Annotated in this window: 19 protein-coding genes; 1 reads left to right on the top strand and 18 read right to left on the bottom strand. The window is 61.2% G+C overall.

The genetic code is table 11. The features are described from left to right. Nucleotides 1–198 precede the first annotated feature (198 nt). Genes ACI2KA_RS14340 through ACI2KA_RS14330 form a run of 3 tightly spaced genes read right to left on the bottom strand, consistent with a single transcriptional unit; the run spans nt 199 to nt 5,428 of the window. A complete protein-coding gene (locus tag ACI2KA_RS14340) occupies nt 199–3,270 on the bottom strand; it encodes an efflux RND transporter permease subunit (protein WP_404503110.1) in 3,072 nt (1,023 codons plus the stop codon). Then, entirely contained in the window at nt 3,267–4,352 is a 1,086-nt protein-coding gene (locus tag ACI2KA_RS14335; protein WP_404503108.1) for an efflux RND transporter periplasmic adaptor subunit, read from the bottom strand. Before ACI2KA_RS14335 ends, ACI2KA_RS14340 begins: the two co-directional genes overlap by 4 nt. Continuing rightward, on the bottom strand, nt 4,352–5,428 hold the full coding sequence (locus tag ACI2KA_RS14330; RefSeq protein WP_404503106.1) for an efflux RND transporter periplasmic adaptor subunit: 1,077 nt from the start codon (nt 5,426–5,428) through the stop codon (nt 4,352–4,354). The genes ACI2KA_RS14335 and ACI2KA_RS14330 overlap by 1 nt, the downstream gene beginning before the upstream one ends. A gap of 301 nt (nt 5,429–5,729) precedes the next feature. On the opposite strand from ACI2KA_RS14330, the gene ACI2KA_RS14325 reads away from it, so the two are divergent. After that, nucleotides 5,730–6,344: a TetR/AcrR family transcriptional regulator gene (locus ACI2KA_RS14325; RefSeq protein WP_404503104.1), complete on the top strand. Its 615-nt coding sequence runs from the start codon at nt 5,730–5,732 to the stop codon at nt 6,342–6,344. A gap of 23 nt (nt 6,345–6,367) precedes the next feature. On the opposite strand, the gene ACI2KA_RS14320 is transcribed toward ACI2KA_RS14325, so the two are convergent. From ACI2KA_RS14320 to ACI2KA_RS14250, 15 genes are all read right to left on the bottom strand, one after another. Beyond that, complete coding sequence (locus ACI2KA_RS14320) at nt 6,368–7,822, bottom strand: NAD-dependent succinate-semialdehyde dehydrogenase (protein WP_404503102.1); 1,455 nt, start codon at nt 7,820–7,822, stop codon at nt 6,368–6,370. An 11-nt stretch (nt 7,823–7,833) separates the two neighbouring features. Continuing rightward, nucleotides 7,834–8,916 carry an ABC transporter ATP-binding protein gene (locus ACI2KA_RS14315; RefSeq protein WP_404503100.1) on the bottom strand — a complete coding sequence of 361 codons (1,083 nt, stop codon included), beginning with the start codon at nt 8,914–8,916 and terminating at the stop codon, nt 7,834–7,836. Next, nucleotides 8,913–9,713, bottom strand: a complete 801-nt coding sequence (locus tag ACI2KA_RS14310) for an ABC transporter permease (RefSeq protein WP_404503098.1) — start codon at nt 9,711–9,713, stop codon at nt 8,913–8,915. The genes ACI2KA_RS14315 and ACI2KA_RS14310 overlap by 4 nt, the downstream gene beginning before the upstream one ends. Nucleotide 9,714: 1 nt before the next feature. Next, entirely contained in the window at nt 9,715–10,590 is an 876-nt protein-coding gene (locus ACI2KA_RS14305; RefSeq protein ID WP_404503096.1) for an ABC transporter permease, read from the bottom strand. 61 nt (nt 10,591–10,651) lie between these two features. Further along, nucleotides 10,652–11,662: an ABC transporter substrate-binding protein gene (locus tag ACI2KA_RS14300; RefSeq protein ID WP_404503094.1), complete on the bottom strand. Its 1,011-nt coding sequence runs from the start codon at nt 11,660–11,662 to the stop codon at nt 10,652–10,654. 57 nt (nt 11,663–11,719) lie between these two features. Continuing rightward, entirely contained in the window at nt 11,720–12,034 is a 315-nt protein-coding gene (locus ACI2KA_RS14295) for an NIPSNAP family protein (protein ID WP_404503092.1), read from the bottom strand. A gap of 4 nt (nt 12,035–12,038) precedes the next feature. Next, nucleotides 12,039–13,505, bottom strand: a complete 1,467-nt coding sequence (locus ACI2KA_RS14290) for an aldehyde dehydrogenase (protein ID WP_404503090.1) — start codon at nt 13,503–13,505, stop codon at nt 12,039–12,041. 4 nt (nt 13,506–13,509) lie between these two features. Then, nucleotides 13,510–14,550 (bottom strand): LLM class flavin-dependent oxidoreductase, encoded by a 1,041-nt coding sequence (locus ACI2KA_RS14285; protein ID WP_404503088.1) that lies wholly within the window; start codon nt 14,548–14,550, stop codon nt 13,510–13,512. Beyond that, entirely contained in the window at nt 14,547–15,485 is a 939-nt protein-coding gene (locus ACI2KA_RS14280; protein WP_404503086.1) for a flavin reductase, read from the bottom strand. Before ACI2KA_RS14280 ends, ACI2KA_RS14285 begins: the two co-directional genes overlap by 4 nt. Continuing rightward, complete coding sequence (locus ACI2KA_RS14275; protein ID WP_404503084.1) at nt 15,482–16,327, bottom strand: alpha/beta fold hydrolase; 846 nt, start codon at nt 16,325–16,327, stop codon at nt 15,482–15,484. Before ACI2KA_RS14275 ends, ACI2KA_RS14280 begins: the two co-directional genes overlap by 4 nt. A gap of 11 nt (nt 16,328–16,338) precedes the next feature. After that, nucleotides 16,339–16,941, bottom strand: a complete 603-nt coding sequence (locus ACI2KA_RS14270; protein ID WP_404503082.1) for an amino acid synthesis family protein — start codon at nt 16,939–16,941, stop codon at nt 16,339–16,341. 117 nt (nt 16,942–17,058) lie between these two features. Further along, nucleotides 17,059–18,237 (bottom strand): iron-containing alcohol dehydrogenase, encoded by a 1,179-nt coding sequence (locus ACI2KA_RS14265; RefSeq protein WP_404503080.1) that lies wholly within the window; start codon nt 18,235–18,237, stop codon nt 17,059–17,061. Between the two features lie 80 nt (nt 18,238–18,317). Beyond that, nucleotides 18,318–19,049 carry an amino acid ABC transporter ATP-binding protein gene (locus ACI2KA_RS14260; RefSeq protein WP_400815684.1) on the bottom strand — a complete coding sequence of 244 codons (732 nt, stop codon included), beginning with the start codon at nt 19,047–19,049 and terminating at the stop codon, nt 18,318–18,320. Nucleotides 19,050–19,078: 29 nt separating this feature from the next. Beyond that, nucleotides 19,079–19,768 (bottom strand): amino acid ABC transporter permease, encoded by a 690-nt coding sequence (locus tag ACI2KA_RS14255; protein WP_404503078.1) that lies wholly within the window; start codon nt 19,766–19,768, stop codon nt 19,079–19,081. Between the two features lie 75 nt (nt 19,769–19,843). After that, entirely contained in the window at nt 19,844–20,704 is an 861-nt protein-coding gene (locus tag ACI2KA_RS14250; protein WP_404503076.1) for a transporter substrate-binding domain-containing protein, read from the bottom strand. Nucleotides 20,705–20,814: the final 110 nt, after the last annotated feature.

The raw sequence follows: 20,814 nt of genomic DNA, 5'->3' as shown, positions 1-20,814 counted from the left end.
GGCGCAAAATCATGAAAGATCTTACAAGGCGCGACATGCGGATTCGATACGCCAGACCATGCGACCGCCCGGAAACGAAAGGACGGCCGCCGTTCTTACGGCTAAGCCGACCTTCCTAACATTATCCAGGCCGCCGGAACAACGACGACGGCTATTTTTGTGGGAGTGAGAACGCCGCACCCTCACTTCGCCTCAACATCAGGCCGTTGCGTCCTGTCCTTTCGGTTCGTCATCCTCACGCGGAATACGGAACCACGCGACGTAAAGCGCCGGAAGGAAGAGCAGCGTCAGCGCCGTGCCAACCACGATACCGCCCATCATCGCATAGGCCATCGGCCCCCAGAAAATCTCCCGGGATATGGGGATGAGGGCAAGCGTGGCCGCCGCCGCCGTCAGCATGATCGGCCGCATGCGGTGTTCTGTCGCCTCGATGACGGCACGCCATGCCGAAACGCCTTCGCTTCTGAGATGCTCGATCTGCACGACGAGGATGACCGAGTTGCGGATCAGGATGCCGATCAGCGCCAGCACGCCCAGAATGGCGACAAAGCCCATGGGCGCATTGGAGAAGAGCAGCGCCACCACGACGCCGATCAGGGCCGTGGGCGCCACGGCAAACACCAGGAACAGCCGGCTGAAGCTCTGCAGCTGGATCATCAGGATCGTCGCCATCGCAAACAGCATCAGCGGCACCACGGCGATGATCGGCCCTTGAGAATCGGCGCTCGATTCCACCGAACCGCCCGTCTCCAGCTTGTAGCCGACGGGAAGCGTTTTCTGGAACGCCTCGATCTTCGGCTTCAGCTGCTCCACGATCGTGGCGGGCTGCGTCGAGCCGATGACGGCGGCCTTAACCGTGACCGTCGGGATCCGGTCGCGGCGCCAGATGGTCGGCTGCTCCAGCTCGTAGCGGAAATTGGCGATGGCCGAGAGAGGCACGGCCTTGCCGTTGGTCGCCGGCAATTGCAGGTTTTGCAACGTCTCGATCGAACCGCGCTCGGACATCTGCGCCCGCGCCACCACATTGACGAGATAGATGTCGTCCCTCACCTGGGTGACGGTGGAACCCTCGACAATGCTGTTCATGGCATTGGCGATGTCTTCCGACGAGACGCCGAGCTGGCGGGCCTTGTCCTGCAGGACGTCGACCTTGACCACACGCGTGGGCTCGTTCCAGTCCATGACCATGTTGGACAGCAGCCGGTGTTCGCCGACAATGCCCGACAATTGCTGCCCGAGTTCGCGAACCTTCTGGATGTCAGGACCGCTCAGGCGATATTGTACCGGTTTTCCGACCGGCGGGCCGATATCGAGCAGTTTCACGAAGGCGTCGGTGCCGGTGAAGGTGCGGTTCAGATAATCCTGCAGCTCGGCACGCACCTTGTCACGCACATCCAGCCCCTTGGTGACGATGACCGTCTGGCCGAAGGTAACGTCCGGCGTCTGCACGTCGAAGGAGAGGATGAAGCGCGGCGCGCCTTCGCCGACATAGGTCGTCCAGTGGTCGACATCCGGATTCTTGGCCAGCATCTCCTGTTCGAACTGCGCCATCTGCCGGTTGGTTTCGGCAATCGAGCTGTTCTGCGGCAGGTTCCAGTCGACGATAAGCTCGACACGGTCGGATGACGGGAAGAACTGCTGCTGCACGAGGCTCATGCCGCCGAGGGAGAGACCGAACAGTGCAATGGTGAGGAGGATCGTCACCCAGCGCCAGCGCAGCGCCCGGCCGAGAAGCCAGGAAAAGGCGGAGGCGAACCGGCCCTTCTTTTCGTGGTGCGATTTCATCGTCTTCGGCAGGATGGTCACGCCGAGCAGGGGCGTGAACAGGACCGCGACAATCCAGGACACGATCAGCGAAACGGCGATCACAACGAAGAGCGTGAAGGTGAACTCGCCCGCCGCGCTATTGTTGAGACCGACGGGAATGAAGCCGGCGACGGTGACCAGCGTACCGGTCAGCATCGGGAAGGCGGTCGAGGTATAAACATAGGTCGCCGCCTTTCTGAGATCGTCTCCCACCTCAAGCCGCGCCACCATCATCTCGACGGCGATCATCGCATCGTCGACGAGAAGGCCGAGCGCGATGATGAGGGCGCCGAGCGAGATACGTTGCAGCGAAATGCCGCTATATTCCATGTAAACGAAGGTGATCGCCAGCACGAGCGGAATGGAGACGGCAACCACCATGCCTGCCCTGAGGCCGAGGCTGATGAAGCTGATGACGAGAACGATGGCGATCGCCTCGAACAGCGCCGAGGTGAAGCCGGAAACGGCCTCATCGACCACGGCCGGCTGATCGGAGACGCGGTGCACGTCGACGCCGATCGGCAGATCCGCCTCGACGCGTTTCATCTGTGCATCCAGCGCCTCGCCGAAATGCAGCAGGTTCGCGCCGGTTTTCATTCCGATCGCCAGACCGATGGCCGGCTGGCCGTTGAAACGGAACAGCGATGACGGCGGATCGACATAACCGCGCCGGATCGTCGCCACTTCCGTCAGCGGGAAGAACCGGTTGTTGACGCGCAGATTAATGGCCCTCAGGCTGTCTTCCGAGGTGAACTGGCCGCTGACGCGCAGCGCCACGCGCTCAGGCCCGGCATTGACGAAACCGGACTGGGTGACGGCGTTCTGGGATTGCAGCGTCTTGATGATCGATTGCTGGTCGATGCCGAGTGCCGCGATCTGCCGCGTGGAAAACTCGAGATAGATCGTCTCGTCCTGTGCGCCGATGACATCGACCTTGCCGATATTGTCGACGGTCAGAACCTTCGCGCGCGCATCCTCCACCAGATCGCGCAATTGCCGCTGGCTGAGACCGTCGCTGGTGAAGGCGTAGATATTGCCATAGACATCGCCGAAGCGGTCGTTGAAGGAGGGGCCGACGACGCCGGAGGGGAAATCGCCCTTGATGTCGCCGATCATGTTGCGCACCCGCACCCAGGTGGGTTCGACGTCGCGCGCCTTGGTCTCCGGCACCAGTTCGACGAAGATCGTCGTGCGGCCGGCCACCGTCTGGCTGCGCAGATGGTCGAGATTGTCGAGCTCCTCGAGCTTCTTCTCGATCCTGTCGGTCACCTGGCGGGCCACTTCTTCCGCCGAAGCGCCGGGCCACTGCGCGCTGATCACCATGGTCTTGATGGTGAAATTCGGATCTTCCTCGCGGCCAAGGTTGAGATAGGAGAAAACGCCGGCGAGAACGAAGACCAGCATGAAGTACCAGACGAGCGAACGGTGTTCGAGCGCCCAGTCGGAAAGGTTGAATTTCTTCACTGACGGACCTCCTGATCGATCCTGATGGCTTGTCCATCCTTGAGCTTGTGAACGCCGGCGCTGGCGACGCGTTCGCCTGGCTTGACGCCGCCGGTGACGCGCACGCTGTCGCCTTCGGCCGGCTCGCCCTCAATCGTGACCGGGCGGTAGGTCACCGTTGCCGTATCGGCATTGACGATCCAGACGCCCCATCCACTATCGGTTTTCAAGAGGGCGGATGACGGAAGCACGATCTGCGGCTCGGAGGTGGCAAGCGCCGAGGCCTTGACGACGGAGCCGAGACGGAATGCCGGCGGCGCATCCTGCAGGCTGATTTTCGTGCGGCGCGTGCGCGTCGCCGTTTCTGCCTCCGGGGCGATTTCGCGCACCACGCCGGTGGTGCGGATCTTCGGGTCGAGCTGCAGCGCGATCTCGAAGGCCGAGCCGATTTCCAGCCGCTGCGCCGCAAATTGCGGGACGTCGACCACCACGTCGCGCACTTCGGGGCGGGCAATGGTCACCACCGTCTGACCGGCGGAAACGACCTGGCCGATTTCGCCGGCGGTGGCGGTCACCACGCCGTCAAATTCCGCATGCAACTGTGCATAACCCAGCTGCTCCTCGGCCTTGTCGAGATTGGCGCGGGCCTTGGCGACGGAGGCATTGGCGGTGCGGGTGGATTGTTCGGCCTCTTCCAGCGCGGCTTCCGTGCCGCTGCGGGCTTCCGCCAGCACGCGCTGGCGCTGTTCGGTCGTCACCGCATTGGCAAGCTGCGCTTCGGCATTGGACAGATCGGATTGCGCGCTCTTTACCGCAAGCTCGAGCGCCAGCGGATCAATCGATGCCACGACGTCGCCCTTCTTCACAAGATCGGCCACATCGACATTGCGGGCGATGATCCGGCCCAGAACGCGAAAACCCAAATCGGTCTGAATACGCGATTCCACCGTGCCGGTGAGCCGCAGCGCATCCGCCGGCTTCTCCTCCACGACGACGGACAGAACCGGACGCGGCGCCTCGGCGGCCGCTTCCTGCTTTTCCTGGCAGGAGGATACCGCAATCGCCACGAGCAGCAAAAACAAGCTTCTGTATATTCTGGACATTATCGTGCCTGCCCCTTTTCATAGGCGACCTTTTCACCGGTCCGGAGAAATTTGGTGCCGGCGGTAACGACGAGATCGCCGGGAAGAAGCCCTTGCGTAACGACAAATCGGCCCGTCTCGTAATCGGCGACCTCGATCCGGCGCATGGCGATTTCCGCGGACTGCGGATCGACCACCCATACGGCCGGATGCCCGTTCTGCGATGCCATCGCCGACCACGGAAGCTCGATCGCATCGACCTGCCTGAAGCGGAAATGACCGGATACGGGCGCACCGAGCGGCATGGTCATGTCGCCGTTCAGGCCGACCTTGACCCTGATGGTTCCATTGTCCGGATCGATCGTCGGCGAAATCTCCCTGACCGGCGCCGCGACGCTGCGGGCAGGATCCGACAGGAGGCTGACATTGACGAGATTGTCGATGTCGCGCTCGAGGAACAGGGATTCGTAGACATCGAAAACGGCGTCGCGCGGCCCGTCATGCGCCAGCGTGAAGACGAGCTGGGCGGCCTGCGCCACCTGGCCGACCTCGACATTGCGCGCGGTGATTACGCCGTCCGCGTCCGCCCTGAGTTCGGTATAGGACAGCGCATCGCGCGCCGTGTCCAGCTGCGCCTGCGCCGATCTGACCGCGCCCTGGGTGGTAAGCAGGGTTTCCTGGGCCTTGTCGACCGCCGAGCGCGAGGTGACCTGCGTCTTGAAGAGGCTTTGCTGACGGTCGAACGCCAGCTGCGCCTGTGTCATCTGCGCCTCGGCGGATTGCAGGTTCGCGAGCGCGACATCGAGATCGGCTTTCTGCTCTTCCGGATCGATGCGGGCGAGCAGCTGCCCGGTCTTGACCCGCGCGCCCACATCCACCAGCCGCTCGGTGATCTTGCCGCTGACCCGGAAAGACAGATCCGTCTGGACCCTTGCCCTGACTTCACCCGTTATGACGCTGCCGCGATCGACGGGCTTTTTTTCAGCCGCGACCACGTCGACGGTGCGCAGCGGCTTTTCGGGGGGCGGTTCTTCATTGCTGCAGGACGACAGGGCAAAAATACCGCCAAACGCCGCCGCGATAAGGATGGTTCTCATGGTGACCTCTTGATCTTCGCCTCATCCTATAATATTTGACTAACCGAATAGTCAATGAAATTTTTATGCCGCTGATCGGGGGCTGAGCGGGCTATCGGCCGAGACCCCCCCGATGATCATTCCTCTTTCGTCCGGCACATCCCAGCGGGCGTCGGGAATGTTCCGGCATATTGAACCACGCGCGCCCTGCAAAAATCGATTCCGGTTTTTGCGCCGGTGCTATAGGCAAACCATCTCTCGTTTCCGCCAATTGCGACGGACGGTAGGGCACGCGCCGAAAAACACAGAAGGATCCGGGGTCATGGCGAAAACAAAACTGACACGTGCCGAACAGAAGATACAACGTCCGCTGCAAATTCTCGATGCCGCATTCGAGGAATTCACCCAAAGGGGATTTGCGGCAACCCGGGTGGAGGACATTGCGGAACGGGTGGGGGTGACGAAAGGGACGGTCTACGTCTATTTCGAAACCAAGGAGGCGCTCTTCGAAGCTATGGTCAAGCACGCCTCCGTGCCCTTCCAGGAGGCGTTGAGCGCCTATGGACGTAAATCGGACGATCCCGTCGAGGAGCTTCGCCTGTTGCTGGAATTCCTGTTCGACACACTCGTCGACAACAGAAGAATGCGAGAATTGTTCCGCCTGATCGTTGCGGAGGGCGCCAAGTTCCCGGACCTCATCGACCAGCACCATGACACGTTAATTGCCCCGGTCTTCGCCCGCATCCATATGATCCTCGAGGAAGGCGTGGCGAAAAAAAGATTCAGGGCCAATCCGCCCGAACTTGCCAAGGTGGTGATGTCGCCGATGGTGGGAACATTGGTGTTCCGGCTGATTTTCGACGACCGTCGCAGTCTGGACAAGCACGCCGTCCTGACAATTCATCTCGAACTGATCATGCGCGGGCTGCTGGCGTAACCGTCAATCCCCAAGGCGCTGTCTCAGCCGACGCCGCCGATGCAGACATATTTGAGTTCAGTATATTCCTCGATGCCGTGGCGCGAACCCTCGCGCCCGAGACCCGACATCTTCACGCCGCCAAAAGGCGCCTCGGCAGTGGAAATCGCACCCGTATTGACGCCGACCATGCCGTATTCCAGCGCTTCCGCAACCCGGAAGACCCGTGAGAGATCACGCGCATAAAAATAGGAAGCAAGACCGAAATCGGTATTATTGGCCTGCGCGATCACATCCGCTTCATCCTCGAAGCGGAAAAGCGGGGCGAGCGGCCCGAAGGTTTCCTCACGCGCCACCTGCATGCGGGTATCGACATTGCGCAGGATCGTCGGCTCGAAAAAATTCCCGCCGAGCGCATGTCTCCTGCCGCCCGTGGCGATATTGGCGCCTTTCGCGAGCGCATCGGCAATATGCGCTTCCACCTTGGCGACGGCGTTGCCGTCGATGAGCGGGCCGAGGATGCTCGCCTCCTCCAGCCCGTTGCCGACCTGAAGCCCCGAGACGGCCCGCGCGAATTTTTCCGAGAAGGCGTCGTAGACACCGCTTTGCACATAAAGACGGTTGGCGCAGACACAGGTCTGGCCATTGTTGCGGAACTTGGCGATCAGCGCCCCTTCCACCGCGGCATCCAGATCGGCGTCATCAAAGACGATGAAGGGCGCATTGCCGCCGAGTTCCAGACCCAGTTTCTTGATCGTCGGCGCGCATTGCCGATAAAGATGCTCTCCCGTGCGCGTCGAGCCGGTGAAGGTCAGGAGACGGATATCCGGGCTTGCCGTCATGACGCCGCCGATTTCACCGGCAGGTCCCGTCAATATGCTGAAAAGTTCGAGCGGCAGGCCAGCGCGCTCGGCGAGGATGGCAAGAGCGATGGCCGAAAACGGCGTCTGCGGCGCCGGTTTCAGCACCACCGCGCAGCCGGCGGCCAGCGCCGGACCGACCTTGCGGGTGATCATGGCATTGGGAAAATTCCACGGCGTGATGGCCGCGACCACGCCGACCGGCTGGCGAAGCACCAGAATGCGCTTGTCCGGTTGATGGCCGGGCACCGTCTCGCCATTGATGCGGCGCGCTTCTTCGGCGAACCATTCGATGAAGCTCGCGCCGTAGGCGATCTCACCTTTGGCTTCGGCGAGCGGCTTACCCTGTTCCAGCGTCAGGATCATGCCCAGATCGTCGCGGTTTTCCAGGACGAGCCGATGCCACGCCTTCAGGATAGCCGCACGCTCGCCGGCCGTGCGGCGCGCCCAGGCTTTCTGGGCGGGCACGGCTGCGGCGATAGCCTCCTGCGTTTGCGTTGCACCCAGTTCGGGAACCCGCCCGACAATCTCTCCCGTGGCAGGGTTGCGGATCGTCTGCGTTTCGCGGCCATCGCAACCGATCCAGCGACCGGCGACCGGCACCTTCTCGCCGAAAAGCGTGGGATCATTGAGGTTCATGGACCAATCCTTCAACAGAAAACCTGGGCTGCCGCCGGATCGAAGGCGAGGTGCACGAGATCGCCGCGGCCGAGGCCGGAAATCGCCTCATGGCCGAAAGGCAGCCGCACCGCAAGCGGCTCGCCCGAAGCGGTATGGGCAACCACATGCACATTATTGCCGAGGAAGGTGATGTCGCTGACCGTGGCCTGAAAACCGGCGGAAGCGACCGGCCGGTTGCGGCTGAGTTGCAGGCGTTCCGGACGCAGCATCAGTGCCGCCTTTTTGCCCGGAGCGGCCTCACCATGCATCGGGACCTGATCGAAGACGATATCCTGCCCCAGTGAAACCGTCGCCTTGCCGCCGGATGCGGCGAGGAGATCACAGGCGATAAAATCGCTGTCGCCGATGAATTCCGCCACGAAACGGGTGGCGGGATGGGCGTAAAGTTCCGGCCCCGTGCCGATCTGGTCGATCACGCCCTTCGAAAACACCGCGATCCGGTCGGAAAGACGCAAGGCCTCCTCCTGATCGTGGGTGACATAAAGGATCGTCACTTCCGTCTGCTGGTGGATGCGGCGGATTTCGAACTGGATTTCTTCCCTGAGCTTCTTGTCGAGCGCAGACAGCGGCTCATCCATCAGAAGCACCGGCGGGTCGTAGGCAAGGGCGCGGGCAAGCGCCACGCGCTGCTGCTGCCCGCCCGACATCTGCGCCGGCTTCCTGTCCTCGAAACCTTCGAGGCGGACAAGCCGCAGCATCTCCTTCACCCTGGCATCGATCTCCGCCTTGCTCTTGCGGCGGACCTTCAGCGGAAAGGCGATGTTCTCGCCCACCGACAGATGCGGAAACAGGGTGTAGCGCTGGAAGACCATGCCGATATTGCGCTTGTGCGACGGCGTCGACAGCAGGCTCTCGCCGTTCAGCAGGATGTCGCCCGAGGTCGGCTGCTCGAAGCCGGCGAGAATATAAAGCGTCGTGCTCTTGCCCGAGCCGGACGGCCCGAGAAACGTCATGAACTCGCCCGGCTGCACGTCGAGATTGACGTCCTGAACGGCGACGACCGGCCCATATTGCTTGCGGATGCCGCGAATTTGCAGGAGCGGTTTGGTCATGTTTTCAGTCCTTTTCGCACAGCCGCGACAAGCAGCATGAGAATGATGGTCACCGCGATGAGAAGCGTGGAGGCGGCGGCGATGACGGGCGTCAGATCCTGACGCAGCGTCGCCCAGATTTTCACCGGCAGCGTCTGCAAGGTCGGGCTTGCCATGAAGATCGCCAGCACCACCTCGTCCCAGGAGGTGAGGAAGGAAAAGATCGCCGCCGAAAACAGGCCATGGCTGATGGCGGGAAGCGTGATGCGGATTTTCGCCTGCAGCGGGCTCGCGCCGCACAGCACCGCCGCGTCCTCGATCGACTTGTCGAAACCTTCCAACGCGCCGGTCAGCGCCAGGATGGAAAAGGGCAGCGCCACGACGAGATGGGCGATGACGAAACCGACCGTGGTGCCGGCAAGGCCAAGTTTCAGGAAAAAGGCGTAAAGCGCCACCGCAAGCACCACGACGGGCAGGATCATCGGCGTCATGAACAGCGCACGCAGCGTGTTACGACCGATGAAACGGCCGCGCACCAGCCCGAAGGAGGCGACAAGACCGATCAGCACGGACAGCACCGTCACCATGAGAGCGATGCGCAGGCTTGTCCAGGCGGCGTCCAGCCATCGCGGATCGGCGAAGAAATCCGCGTACCATTTCAGGGTCCAGCCCGGCGGCGGAAAGATCAGCCATTGCGACGAGCCGAAGGACAGCGCGGCGATGAAGATGATCGGCAGGATAAGGAATGCCGCCGTCAGCGCGGTGATAAGAAGGAGCAGCCATTTCCACAGGCCGAGGCTGTTATAGTTCAAGAGCATGTCAGCGCCCCCCTGCCCCGGCCGCGCCGAAGAATTTGAGCTGCACGGCATAAAGCGTCAGCGTCACCACCAGCAGCACCAGCGCCGCCGCCCCGCCCATGCCCCAGTTGACGAGCGACTGCACGAACTGGGCGATGAGTTCGGCCAGCATCATGTTGGCCGTGCCGCCGAGCAGCGCCGGGGTCACGAAATAACCGAGCGACATGACGAAGACCATCAGCGCGCCGGAAATCATGCCGGGCGCCGCGAGCGGAATGAGAATGCGGACAAGCGCCTGCAGGCGCGTTGCGCCGCACAGCGCCGCCGCCTGCAGAATGGCGGGGTCGATCTTGCGGATGACGCCGTAAAGCGGAATGATGATGAAGGGCAGCATGATATAGGTCATGCCGATCGTCACGCCGGTGAGATTGTTGACCAGCGGCAAGGGCTTGTCGATGATGCCAAGCCCCATCAGCGTCTTGTTCACCACCCCCGTGCGCTGCAGCAGCACCATCCAGGCATAGGTGCGCGCCAGAAGATTGGTCCACATCGAGAGGAGCAATATGGCAAAAACGATGGAGGCAAGCCGCGCCGGCATGATGGCGAGCGCCCAGGCGACGGGAAAGCCGATGGCCAGCGAGACGACCGTGACGAGCGCCGATACTGCGAAGGTATTGAAGAAAATCTTCAGATAGGTGGAGCTGCCCAGCAGTGCCGCATAGTTGCCAAGGCCGAAGACCGGTTCGGTCACGCTGCGCGACAGCAGGATGAGAACCGGAACAACGAAGAACAGGACAAGCAGCACAAGCGCCGGCAGTGTGGCGGCAAAATTGCCGGGCCGGAAGGAGATCCGCATCCTCGCCTTCGGGCTGACTGTTTCATCGGTAAGCGAGACCATACCCAAACCTCCCCGGACGTGGAAAATCGCGCGGGCGCCTGTAGCCGCCCGCGCCGTTCAGTTATTTCGCCTGCCAAGCGTACCAGCGTTCACCGATCTCGTCGCGATGCTCCGCCCAATAGCCCATATCGGCATTGACCTGGCTTGCCGTCTGCTGGTCCGGCAGGGTTTTCGCCGTTTCCGGATCCATCAGCTTGGCGGATTCGATGTTGACCGGGGCGTAACCCGTCGCCGTCGCCATATCCGCCTGTGCCTGCGCCGATGTTGCAAGCGCGATGAATTTCATCGCCGCGTCCCTGTTCTTCGTTCCCTTGGGCACAACGAGGGAGTCTGCTGCGGTGATGTTCTGCTCCCAGGAAGTCTCCACCTTCACGCCGCTTTTCTCAAGCGCCGTCATGCGGCCGTTCCAGACGCTGCCGAAAGGCGCTTCGGCGGATGCGATCAATTGCTGCGACTGCGCGCCGCCCGACCACCAGATGATGTCGGATTTGATGGTGTCCAGCTTCTTGAAAGCACGGTCGAGATCCAGCGGATAAAGTTTGTCGGCGGTCACACCGTCGGCAAGGAGGGCTGCCTCGATCACGCCCGGGGCAGACCATTTATAGAAGGTACGCTTGCCGGGGAATTTCGCCGTATCGAACAAATCCGCCCAGCTCTTGGGGCAGGCCGCCACGGCATCGACATTGCAGCCGATGACGAAGGAATAATAAAAGCTGCCGACGGAGTAATCCGTCACGAAACGCGGATCGAGCTTCGCCTTGTCGATGACGGAAAAATCGAGCTTCTCCAGCAGTCCTTTCGGACCGGCCTGCGCGGCATAGTCACCCTCGACGTCGACCACATCCCAGGTTACCCCGTTTGCCTCGACCATGGCTTTCAGCTTGCCATAATCGGTCGGCCCATCCTGCACCACGTTGATGCCGGTCGACACCATGAATTTATCGGCCCAGGCCGCCTTCTGGGCATCCTGTGTGGTTCCTCCCCAGCTGGAAAAGACCAGGTCATTCGCCTGCGCGGATGCGCCAAGGGCGAAAAGTGCTGCAAATGTCGTCAATACCAGTTTCGATCTCATGTTCCCTTACTCCGTTTTAGAGCTTGTCGTTGGCATGCACGTCGCGGCCGGCGCCCTTCACGTCAGCGGTGAAAACCGCGCCGGTTTCATGATCTTGTTTTCGGCGACTTCGATGAGGTCGCGGATTTTCGGCAGGAAGGACAACCAGCGCGGATCGGCCATCAGCCGTGCGCGCCGTTCCTCACGATCATCGAGGCTGGTAAAAGCCCAGATGTGGACGATCTCATTGATCGGGCCGATCTCAGAGAAAAAGTAGCCGACCAGTTCGCCGAGATGGCTTTTCTGGATTTCGATGCCCTCTTCCTCCACGACCTTGAGATAGGCGGGAATGGCGCCGTTCTTCAGCCGATAGGTGCGGATTTCGTAAAACATCGGCTCACCGCATCACGAAGGGATCGGGGATCGGGTCGTCGGAGGTGCGCAGCCATATGGTCTTAGTGCGCGTATAGTCGAGCGCCGCCGCAAGCCCGCCTTCACGCCCGTCCCCCGACAGGCCAAAGCCGCCGAACGGCGCGATCGGCGAGACGGCGCGATAGGTGTTAACCCAGACGATGCCGGCGCGGATCGCCTTCATCAGCCGGTGGGCGCGCGTCAGGTTCTGCGTGAAGACGCCGGAGGCAAGACCATAGACCGTGTCATTGGCCAGCGCGATGGCTTCCGCCTCGGTCTCGAAGGAAACGACCGAAAGAACGGGGCCGAAAAATTCCTTTTCCATGGAGGGCGAACGGATGCCATCGCAATCAAGAATGGTCGGCCGATAGAAATAACCGTCACCATCTACAGACGTGCCGCCCGTCACCACTTTCGCACCCGCGTCCACGGAGGCAGAAACCAGTGAGACGATGTGCTTCCTCTGTCGCTCCGTCGCCAATGGTCCCACTTCCGTCGTCATGTCCAGCGGCGAGCCGATGCGGATCACCTCAGCCTTCGCCGCCAGAATCTGGAGGAAACGGTCCTTGACACTTCTTTCGATAATCAGGCGTGATCCTGCTACGCAGCTCTGGCCGGTTGCGGCAAAAATGCCCGCCACCTGCGCATTGGCGGCGCTCTCAAGATCGGCATCGGCAAAAACGAGGATCGGCGATTTGCCGCCGAGTTCCAGCGATGTCGAGGCAAGGTTTTCAGCCGAATTGCGCACGATATGACGCGCCGTTTCCGGCCCGCCGGTAAAGGCGATATGGGCGACCTTCGGATGGGTGGTCAGCGCAGTGCCGCAGGACGCGCCGAAACCGGTGATGATATTGACGACGCCGGCGGGAAAACCGGCCTCATGCACCAGCCGGGCAAATTCCAGAAGCGGCGCCGGCCCATCTTCCGACGCCTTGACGACGATGGTGCATCCGGCGGCAAGCGCCGGACCGATCTTGACGGCGGCGAGAAACAGCTGGCTGTTCCACGGCACGATCGCCGCCACCACGCCAACGGGCTCGCGCCGCAGCCAGACATCCATGTCCGGCTTGTCGATCGGCAGGTAGGCGCCTTCGATCTTGTCGGCCAGCCCGGCATAATAACGATAATAGTCCGCGACATAGGCTATCTGTGCGGAGGTCTCGCGAATGATCTTGCCGGTATCGCGGGTTTCGAGTTCGGCCAGCGTCCCGGCATTTTCCGCCACCAGATCGGCCAGCCGGTAAAGCAGCTTGCCCCGCTGCGTCGCTGTCAGTTTCGACCAGGCCACATCCTCGTAAAGCGCCCGGTGCGCGGCCTCGACCGCGCGGCCGATATCCGTCTCGCGGCTTTCCGGCATTTCGGCCCATGGTGCACCGCTTGCGGGATCGAGGCTTGAAAAGCTTGCCTCGCCATCCTCGAAACGTCCGTCGATATAGCACTGAAAACGGCGCATCATCTTACTCCGCAAAAGCCGGCATGACATCGGAAAGGAAACGCTCCAGAGAAGCCTTCTTCCGCTCGAAGCTCATGCCCGTATCGATCCAGAAGGAATATTCGTCATACCCCATGGCCTCGTAGGCTTTGAGGCGAGCAATGACCTCATCGGCATCGCCGACGACGTTGTTCTTACGCATGACATCGCCGGAAAGCATGGCGTTTCCGGCAATATCCTCCGGTGCAATGCGCTCGATGAGGCCCTGATGAACCGGCTTCTCGTTTTTGAACCAGGCGAAGAAATAATTGTAATAGACGCTCATCTCATGGGCGGCCTGGGCTATATCGGCTTCATCGGAACCGACATAGGTATGGCGCAGCAGCATGATTTTCGGCCGCTGTTTTTCCGGATTTTTGGAGCAGGCATCGTTGAAGCGGCCCATCAGGGTCTCCACCTCGTCATCGCCCTGCCAGAGCGGCGTCACCTGCACATTGCAATCATTGGCGACTGCGAATTCATGGGAATTCGGATCGCGCGCCGCCACCCAGATGGGCGGGAAAGGCTGCTGCAGCGGTTTGGGAGCCGAGGTGGTGGCGGGGAACTTGTAGAATTCACCGTCATGGGCATAGTCGCCTGCCCATACACCTTTGACGGCCGGTATCAGCTCGCGCATGCGCTGGCCGGCGCCCCAGGCATCGAGGCCCGGAAGCAGCCGTTCATATTCGAAGGAATAGGCGCCGCGGGCAATGCCGATATCGAGCCGGCCATCACAGATGAGGTCCGTCATCGCCGCTTCGCCGGCAAGTTTGATCGGGTGCCAGAAAGGGGCGATCACCGTGCCGGTGCCAAGACGCGCCGTCTTCGTGCGGCGCGCCAGATCGGCAATCGTCACGAAGGGGTTCGGGGCGATGGTGAAATCCATGCCGTGATGTTCGCCGGTCCAGATGGCATGCATGCCGCCGCGATCGGCGATTTCGCAAAGGGTGACGAATTCCTCATAGAGGGTCTTGTGATCCTGCGAGGCGTCCAGCCGTTCCATGTGGACGAAGAGCGAAAATTTCATGGGTTTGCTCCCTTCATGGAAATGGGATGGACCTTGCCGGCGGTCTCGTTGCCGACATAGACGCCGAAATTGCCGATGGAGCTTTCCAGCGCGAAACGATTGACGATATCCGCCGTTGCGCTGGAGTCGAATTTTGCCGCCCCTAACGCACCGGGCGCCAGGAAGTGCCCCTGACGCGGCGCATCGTCACCCTCGGCAACCGCGTGATAGACAATATGCTGGCGCCCATCCGCCTTGTTTTCATAAACCGAATAGAGAAAGCCTGTCCGGATCGACAATCCGGTAAGCTCCTCAAGCCGTGACGTCAGCGCCGCCACCGGGTCACCACCCGCCACGACGCAGCCGGGGAGAGACAGCATGTCCTCGCCGACAAGATAGATCTCGCCACGCCGTTCCAGCACCGCGCCGACGGCGATTTCACCCTCCGCCGCCGCTGACACCGCCTTGGCAGCCAGCATCGGCGTGAAATAACCGCCGCGCGCATAACCGAGGCCGTTCAGGCCGCTATTGTCGAAAGCGCCGATACGACCGAGCAGGATGACATGATCGCCCGCTTCGATAACCTCCTGCATCGTGCACTCGAACCAGGCCGCGACATCTTCAAAGACGGGGGACCCCTGCGGCGCATCCGACCAGGCGGCGGCGGCAAAACGGTCCTCCACCGGACGCGCGAAGGTATTGGACAGGTCCTTCTGGCTTTCCGACAGAATGTTGACGGCGAAGTTTTTCGCGCCGGCCATGGTCGCGAAATTGCGCGAGGTGCGTGCGAGGCAGATCAGAAGCAGCGGCGGATCGAGCGATACCGAGGTAAAGGAATTTGCGGTAAAGCCGACGGGTTTTCCCGCATCATCCCGCGTGGTCACGATCGTGACGCCGGTGACGAAAGCGCCGAAGGCATCGCGCAAGGCGCGCGGGTCAAGCGTTGCAACAGTCATTGCGGCTCCTCCTCAATAGCCAGCCATTCGGCCATCAATGCATTGACAGTTTCAGGTGCGGTCAGATTGACCATATGCCGGTGCGCCTCGACGATGCGAGCGTAACCGCGCGGCGTGATCGCCGCCATCTGCTCTGCCATCAGCGGCGTCGAATTCGGATCGTCAGAACCGGTCAGGAAAAGCGCTGGGCAGGTGACCGACGGCCAGCGATCCGCATAGGTCTCGTCACCACCGGCAAACGCCGTGTAGGCGACTGCGTAGCCTTCCGGATCGACCATTTCCAGCCAGCCGCGTGTCAGCTCCCGCGCATGCTGGCTCTTGGCGTCATCGCCGAACCAGCGCAGCAGCGGGCCTTCCTTGTCCACGCCCTCGGTGCGGATGGCCGCAGCCCGCGCAAGCACCGCCGCCTTCGCCGCCGGATCACGGCGATAGACGCCGTTCAGGTAACCGACGCGCGCAATACGATCGCCGAAGCTGGCGGCGGCCCCGCCGGAGATCAGCGCGCCCATGGAATGGCCGGCGACATTGGCCCGTGTGATCCGCATGTCATCCAGAAAACGGCCAAACCAGCTGACAAAATCCGTGAGCGTGCTGCCCGCAGGCAACCGTGCGCTGCCGCCATGGCCCGGCATGTCCACAGCGATGACGCGGTGGCTTCTGGAAAAGACCTCGATCTGCGGCTCCCATGCTTCAAGCCGCATGCCGACGCCATGGATGAGGACCAGATTTTCACCCTCACCCGCTTCGAAATAGGCCGCCCCGCCCTTTGTCGTCTTGCGAGGGAGCGCGGCGGCACCTGCCTTTGCAACATTGATCCGTGCGGTGGTGGCGGCCTCCTGCATTGGCGTCGCCCTCAAACGCCGGCCGGGTTTGCGACATCCTGGCCGAGATCCTTCAGATCCTGGTAACGGTCGCCAATGCGGTGGTGGGGCCGGCCGCCAACGGAGGCGCCGAGCGCGACCACGATCTCATCGGCCGCCGGGGCATCGGGAATGGCGGTCTGGATGGTCAGATAATGCGAACGGCGACCCTCATCGTTCTTGTCCATCAGCGGGATCATGATCGGCGCATTGCCCGGACCGCGGGTGTTGCAGAAGGCGAGATAGGACTTGGCGCCAACCGCCTGGCGATAATGATTGCCGAAGCGCAGCGTATGGATGAGCGCGGACGCATGTTCGATCTCGCCATCCAGCCCAACGACCGCCGCCTTGCCATAGGCCTCCACCGCCTCGCCCGAACCGACGGCATCGAGGATCATCTTCGTCAGCAGTTCACCAAGGACAGGCGCGCCGGCATGGATTTCCGGTTTCAGGTTATCGACGAAGCCTTTCCCCGCCCAGGGGTTTTTCACGACCGCGATCGCACTGAACAGTTTTAAAGGCGTCGCCGCAGCCTTGCCTCCCTCAATCAACGTCGTTTCGACCTGCAAAAGCGTCTTGCGGATCTGGATGGACATGGGCGTTCTCTCCGTAAATATGATATCTTATGGTATGCCATAATACATTACTGTCAAGTGCCGGGCGACCTTCATTCTAAGAATCGAAAATCGTGAATTTTAACAGCATGTTATGACTTAAAATTCCGCGACGCTTCCGTCATAGGCGAGTTCGTATAAACGCTTCATCTCAGCGATTGTCGGCACGCGGGGGTTATTCGCCGGTGTACCGGAAGCGAGGCCCTGGCGAACCATTTCCGGCACGAGTTCGAGATAACGGCTCCTGTCGATGCCGAATGCCTCGGGGGTCGGCACCTTCAGCCGCCTGTTGAGGCCGATGAAAGCCTCCACCAGCTTCGTGCCGGCAATCCGGTCGCTATCCGCCGCGCTTGCACAGCCGAGCGCCCGCGCGGCTGCCGCATATTTGGAAAGAGCCGAATTCAGCGAGAACTGCGTGACCAGCGGCAGCACCATCGCATTCGACATGCCGTGCGGCACGTGGAAAAAGGCGCCGACCGGCCGGCTGAGGCCATGGATCAGCGCGGTGGAGGTGTTGGAGACGGCAAGCCCGGCATGGGTCGCGCCCAGCATCATCGCCTCCCGTGCGTCGCGATCGTCCGGATTGTTCGCCACTCTTTCAAGATTGGCGCCGATGAGCTTCAGGGCGGAAAGCGCCAGCGCCTCGGAATGGGCGTTGCCATTGCGGTTGACCAGCGCTTCCAGGGCATGGGTCAGCGCATCGATGCCGGTGTCGACCGTGACCCGGTAAGGGCAGGTCAATGTCAGCTCGTAATCGATGATGGCCGCGACCGGCAAAGCGGCGGTGCCGAGGATCAGCATTTTTTCGCTGGCAGCCGTATCGGTGACGACGGCGGCGCGGGTCACTTCCGATCCGGTTCCGGCCGTCGTGGGAATGGCAATCACCGGCATGACGGAAAAATCCACGATGCGCGGCACTTTCAGGGCGCTCAACTTCTCGCCGCTCGTGGCGACGATGGCGCCGGCCTTGGCCGTATCCATCGCGCTGCCGCCGCCAAGCGCGACCAGGCCATCATGATCGCCATCGGCCACACGTTTCACCAGAGCGGCGATGGACAGGTCCGTCGGATCTTCGACAACATCGGAAAAGACCGCAGCCTCGATGCCCTCCCCGGCAAGCGCCTGCAAAAGCGCCTCGGCATGACCAAGCTTCTGCATCACGGGATCGCAGACCAGCAGCGGGCGATTGACCCCCAGCGATTTCACCACGGCGGGCAATCGGAAACGGCTGCCGCCGCCGATGAGCATTTCGCGGGGCATCAGGACACGGTTTATCATTGCGGTTCTCCGCCACTATAAGTCTGCGTTGCTCGAAATGGCCGAAGCGGGTTGAGGCACCTGCTCCGGCCTGCATGAACCTAGTGCGCCAGGATTTTCGACAGGAAGGAGCGCGCACGATCCGTCTTCGGATCGGTGAAGAAACTGTCGCCCTCACCGATCTCGACGATCTCGCCGCCATCCATGAAGACGATGCGATCCGCCACCTTGCGGGCAAAACCCATCTCATGGGTCACTACCATCATCGTCATGCCCTCCTGCGCGAGCGAGACCATGACGTCGAGCACCTCGTTGATCATTTCCGGATCGAGCGCCGATGTCGGCTCGTCGAACAACATGGCGACCGGGTCCATCGCCAATGCGCGCGCAATGGCGACGCGCTGCTGTTGCCCGCCCGACAATTGGCCGGGATATTTCCTGGCATGCGCCGTCAACCCCACCCGTTCGAGAAGGGCATTGGCCTTGGCAAGCGCTTCCGCCGGTGAGCGACCCAGAACCTTTTCCTGCCCGATGCAGAGATTTTCAAGGATCGTCATATGCGGGAAAAGTTCGAAATGCTGGAACACCATGCCGACCTTGGAGCGCAGTTTCGGCATGTCGGTCTTCGGATTTGTCACCTCCACCCCATTGACGGTGATAACGCCGTTGCCGATCGTCTCCAGCGCATTGACGCATTTGATGAGAGTGGATTTTCCAGAGCCGGAAGGGCCGCAGATGACGACGACTTCCCCCTTGGCGACATTCAGGCTGCAATTGGTCAAAACCTGAAAATTCGGCCCGTACCATTTGTTGACGGATTGCAGTTCGATCATGCTGATTGCTTGCGACATCAGACCACTCCTTAATGTGCGTCAGCGGACATGGGGCCATAGGCCTTGCCGAACCGCTTCTCGATGCGGCGCTGGATCAGTTCCCAGGCGGTCGTCATGGCGAGATAATAAAGGGCCGCGACCATGAAGAGCTCCAGAACCAGGAACTTTTCCTGAATGAGCACCTGCGTGCGGCGCAGAAGCTCCTCCATGGAGATGATCGAGGCGATCGACGTCGTCTTGAGCACGCCGTTGACGGAATTGCCGAGCGGCGGAATGATGATGCGGAAGGCCTGCGGCGCAACGATGTAGCGCATCACCTGCGCCTCGGTCATACCGATGGCGCGGGCGGCATTGATCTGGCCTTTCGGAACGGCGGCGATACCCGCGCGGACGATCTCCGAGAGATAGGCGGCCTCGCAGAGCGACAGGCCGATCAGGGTGGATTGCAGGACGGTGAGCTTGATGCCGATCTGCGGCAGGCCGGTATAGATGATGATGAGCTGGACCAGAAGCGGCGTGCCGCGAAAGATCCAGGTGTAGAAATAGGCGGGGCCGGACAGGATGCGGTATTTCGACATGCGCATCACCGCAATGACGAAGCCCAGCGCAAGGCCCGCCGTCATGGCGAAGACCGTGAGGCCGAGCGTCACCAGCGCGCCCTCGAACAGATAATAATTCGTCAGATATTCGAAGAAACCTTCCCAGTTCCAACCCTTCACGTCTTTCTCCAATTCATGCGGGAACGGTCGCGGCGGGAGCCTTCCCGCCACGATGACAGTTCAGATGGATGAAGTTCAGCCTTCCGGACCGAGAACGGCGAGGTCGCCCGGCGCTATGCTCACACCATAACCGCCCATCAGCTTTTCAAGCGAACCGTCGGCCTTCATCGCCTTCAGGGCGACGGAAACGGCATCGGCCACGTCCTTGCTGCCGAAGGAAAGCGAACCCGGGGTGGGATACATGCCGGACAGCGCGTGGGTAAATTCGCCGCGATCCTGATATTGCTTGGCAACGGGATCGATGGAGACAGCCGCCTGCACCTGACCGGCGCGCAGCGCCTGATAAACCGTGGCATAATTGTCGAACAGGTTGATCGTCATCGGCGAAAGACCGCGCTTCTTGAAGTCTTCGTTGAGTTCCTTGATCTTGCGCTCGGCATAACCGCCAATATCGGTGCTGACGGCCTTGCCGGCGAGATCATCGACCTTGGTGATGGGATCGGACGCGCCGACGGCCGTGGAAATGCTGATGGCAAGGTTTTCATAGGGGATCATGAACAGGATCTTGCGCCGCTCCGCCGTGACGAACAGACCGGCATTGATCATGTCCCAGCGCCCGCCCTGCAGACCCGGCACCATGGTGGCATATTCGGTGCTGATATATTCCGGCTTCAGGCAGAGCCGCTTGGCAATCTCATATCCGAGCTCGATGCGCAGCCCTTTAAGGACACCCTGCTGATCGGCATAAGCCATGGGCGGCAAGGTCGGGCTGGTGGCCATGACGAGATGACCGGGCTTGATGAGATGGTCGTCGGCTATTTTCGGCGTGCAGTCCTGTGCCACGGCGGCACCGGCAAAAAGGGTAAGTGCGGCCCCCGCCAAAAGGGTTCCGGCGCGCACGGCTATGCATTTCCGGGAAATCGGATTCCAGTTCATATTAAGCTCCGCTCTTTTATATTATTGATTATGGCATACCATCACATCAAATGGTTTACCCTGTCAAGAAGCGGTAAATTGATTTTCTAAATTATTGTAAAACAACAATA

The organism is Agrobacterium sp. NPDC089420 (genome assembly GCF_044900305.1).
GTDB lineage: Bacteria > Pseudomonadota > Alphaproteobacteria > Rhizobiales > Rhizobiaceae > Agrobacterium.
The sequence above is the reverse complement of the archived record's forward strand: the minus strand, read 5'-3'. Positions and strand labels throughout refer to the sequence as shown.

Coding starts and splice junctions, on each gene's coding strand:
- ACI2KA_RS14310 (WP_404503098.1), bottom strand. CDS start 9,713: ATGCTCTTGAACTATAACAGCCTCGGCCTGTGGAAATGGCTGCTCCTT.
- ACI2KA_RS14330 (WP_404503106.1), bottom strand. CDS start 5,428: ATGAGAACCATCCTTATCGCGGCGGCGTTTGGCGGTATTTTTGCCCTG.
- ACI2KA_RS14250 (WP_404503076.1), bottom strand. CDS start 20,704: ATGAACTGGAATCCGATTTCCCGGAAATGCATAGCCGTGCGCGCCGGA.
- ACI2KA_RS14320 (WP_404503102.1), bottom strand. CDS start 7,822: ATGAACCTCAATGATCCCACGCTTTTCGGCGAGAAGGTGCCGGTCGCC.
- ACI2KA_RS14295 (WP_404503092.1), bottom strand. CDS start 12,034: ATGTTTTACGAAATCCGCACCTATCGGCTGAAGAACGGCGCCATTCCC.
- ACI2KA_RS14300 (WP_404503094.1), bottom strand. CDS start 11,662: ATGAGATCGAAACTGGTATTGACGACATTTGCAGCACTTTTCGCCCTT.
- ACI2KA_RS14290 (WP_404503090.1), bottom strand. CDS start 13,505: ATGCGCCGTTTTCAGTGCTATATCGACGGACGTTTCGAGGATGGCGAG.
- ACI2KA_RS14315 (WP_404503100.1), bottom strand. CDS start 8,916: ATGACCAAACCGCTCCTGCAAATTCGCGGCATCCGCAAGCAATATGGG.
- ACI2KA_RS14275 (WP_404503084.1), bottom strand. CDS start 16,327: ATGCAGGAGGCCGCCACCACCGCACGGATCAATGTTGCAAAGGCAGGT.
- ACI2KA_RS14270 (WP_404503082.1), bottom strand. CDS start 16,941: ATGTCCATCCAGATCCGCAAGACGCTTTTGCAGGTCGAAACGACGTTG.
- ACI2KA_RS14305 (WP_404503096.1), bottom strand. CDS start 10,590: ATGGTCTCGCTTACCGATGAAACAGTCAGCCCGAAGGCGAGGATGCGG.
- ACI2KA_RS14335 (WP_404503108.1), bottom strand. CDS start 4,352: ATGTCCAGAATATACAGAAGCTTGTTTTTGCTGCTCGTGGCGATTGCG.
- ACI2KA_RS14260 (WP_400815684.1), bottom strand. CDS start 19,049: ATGATCGAACTGCAATCCGTCAACAAATGGTACGGGCCGAATTTTCAG.
- ACI2KA_RS14265 (WP_404503080.1), bottom strand. CDS start 18,237: ATGATAAACCGTGTCCTGATGCCCCGCGAAATGCTCATCGGCGGCGGC.
- ACI2KA_RS14325 (WP_404503104.1), top strand. CDS start 5,730: ATGGCGAAAACAAAACTGACACGTGCCGAACAGAAGATACAACGTCCG.
- ACI2KA_RS14285 (WP_404503088.1), bottom strand. CDS start 14,550: ATGAAATTTTCGCTCTTCGTCCACATGGAACGGCTGGACGCCTCGCAG.
- ACI2KA_RS14280 (WP_404503086.1), bottom strand. CDS start 15,485: ATGACTGTTGCAACGCTTGACCCGCGCGCCTTGCGCGATGCCTTCGGC.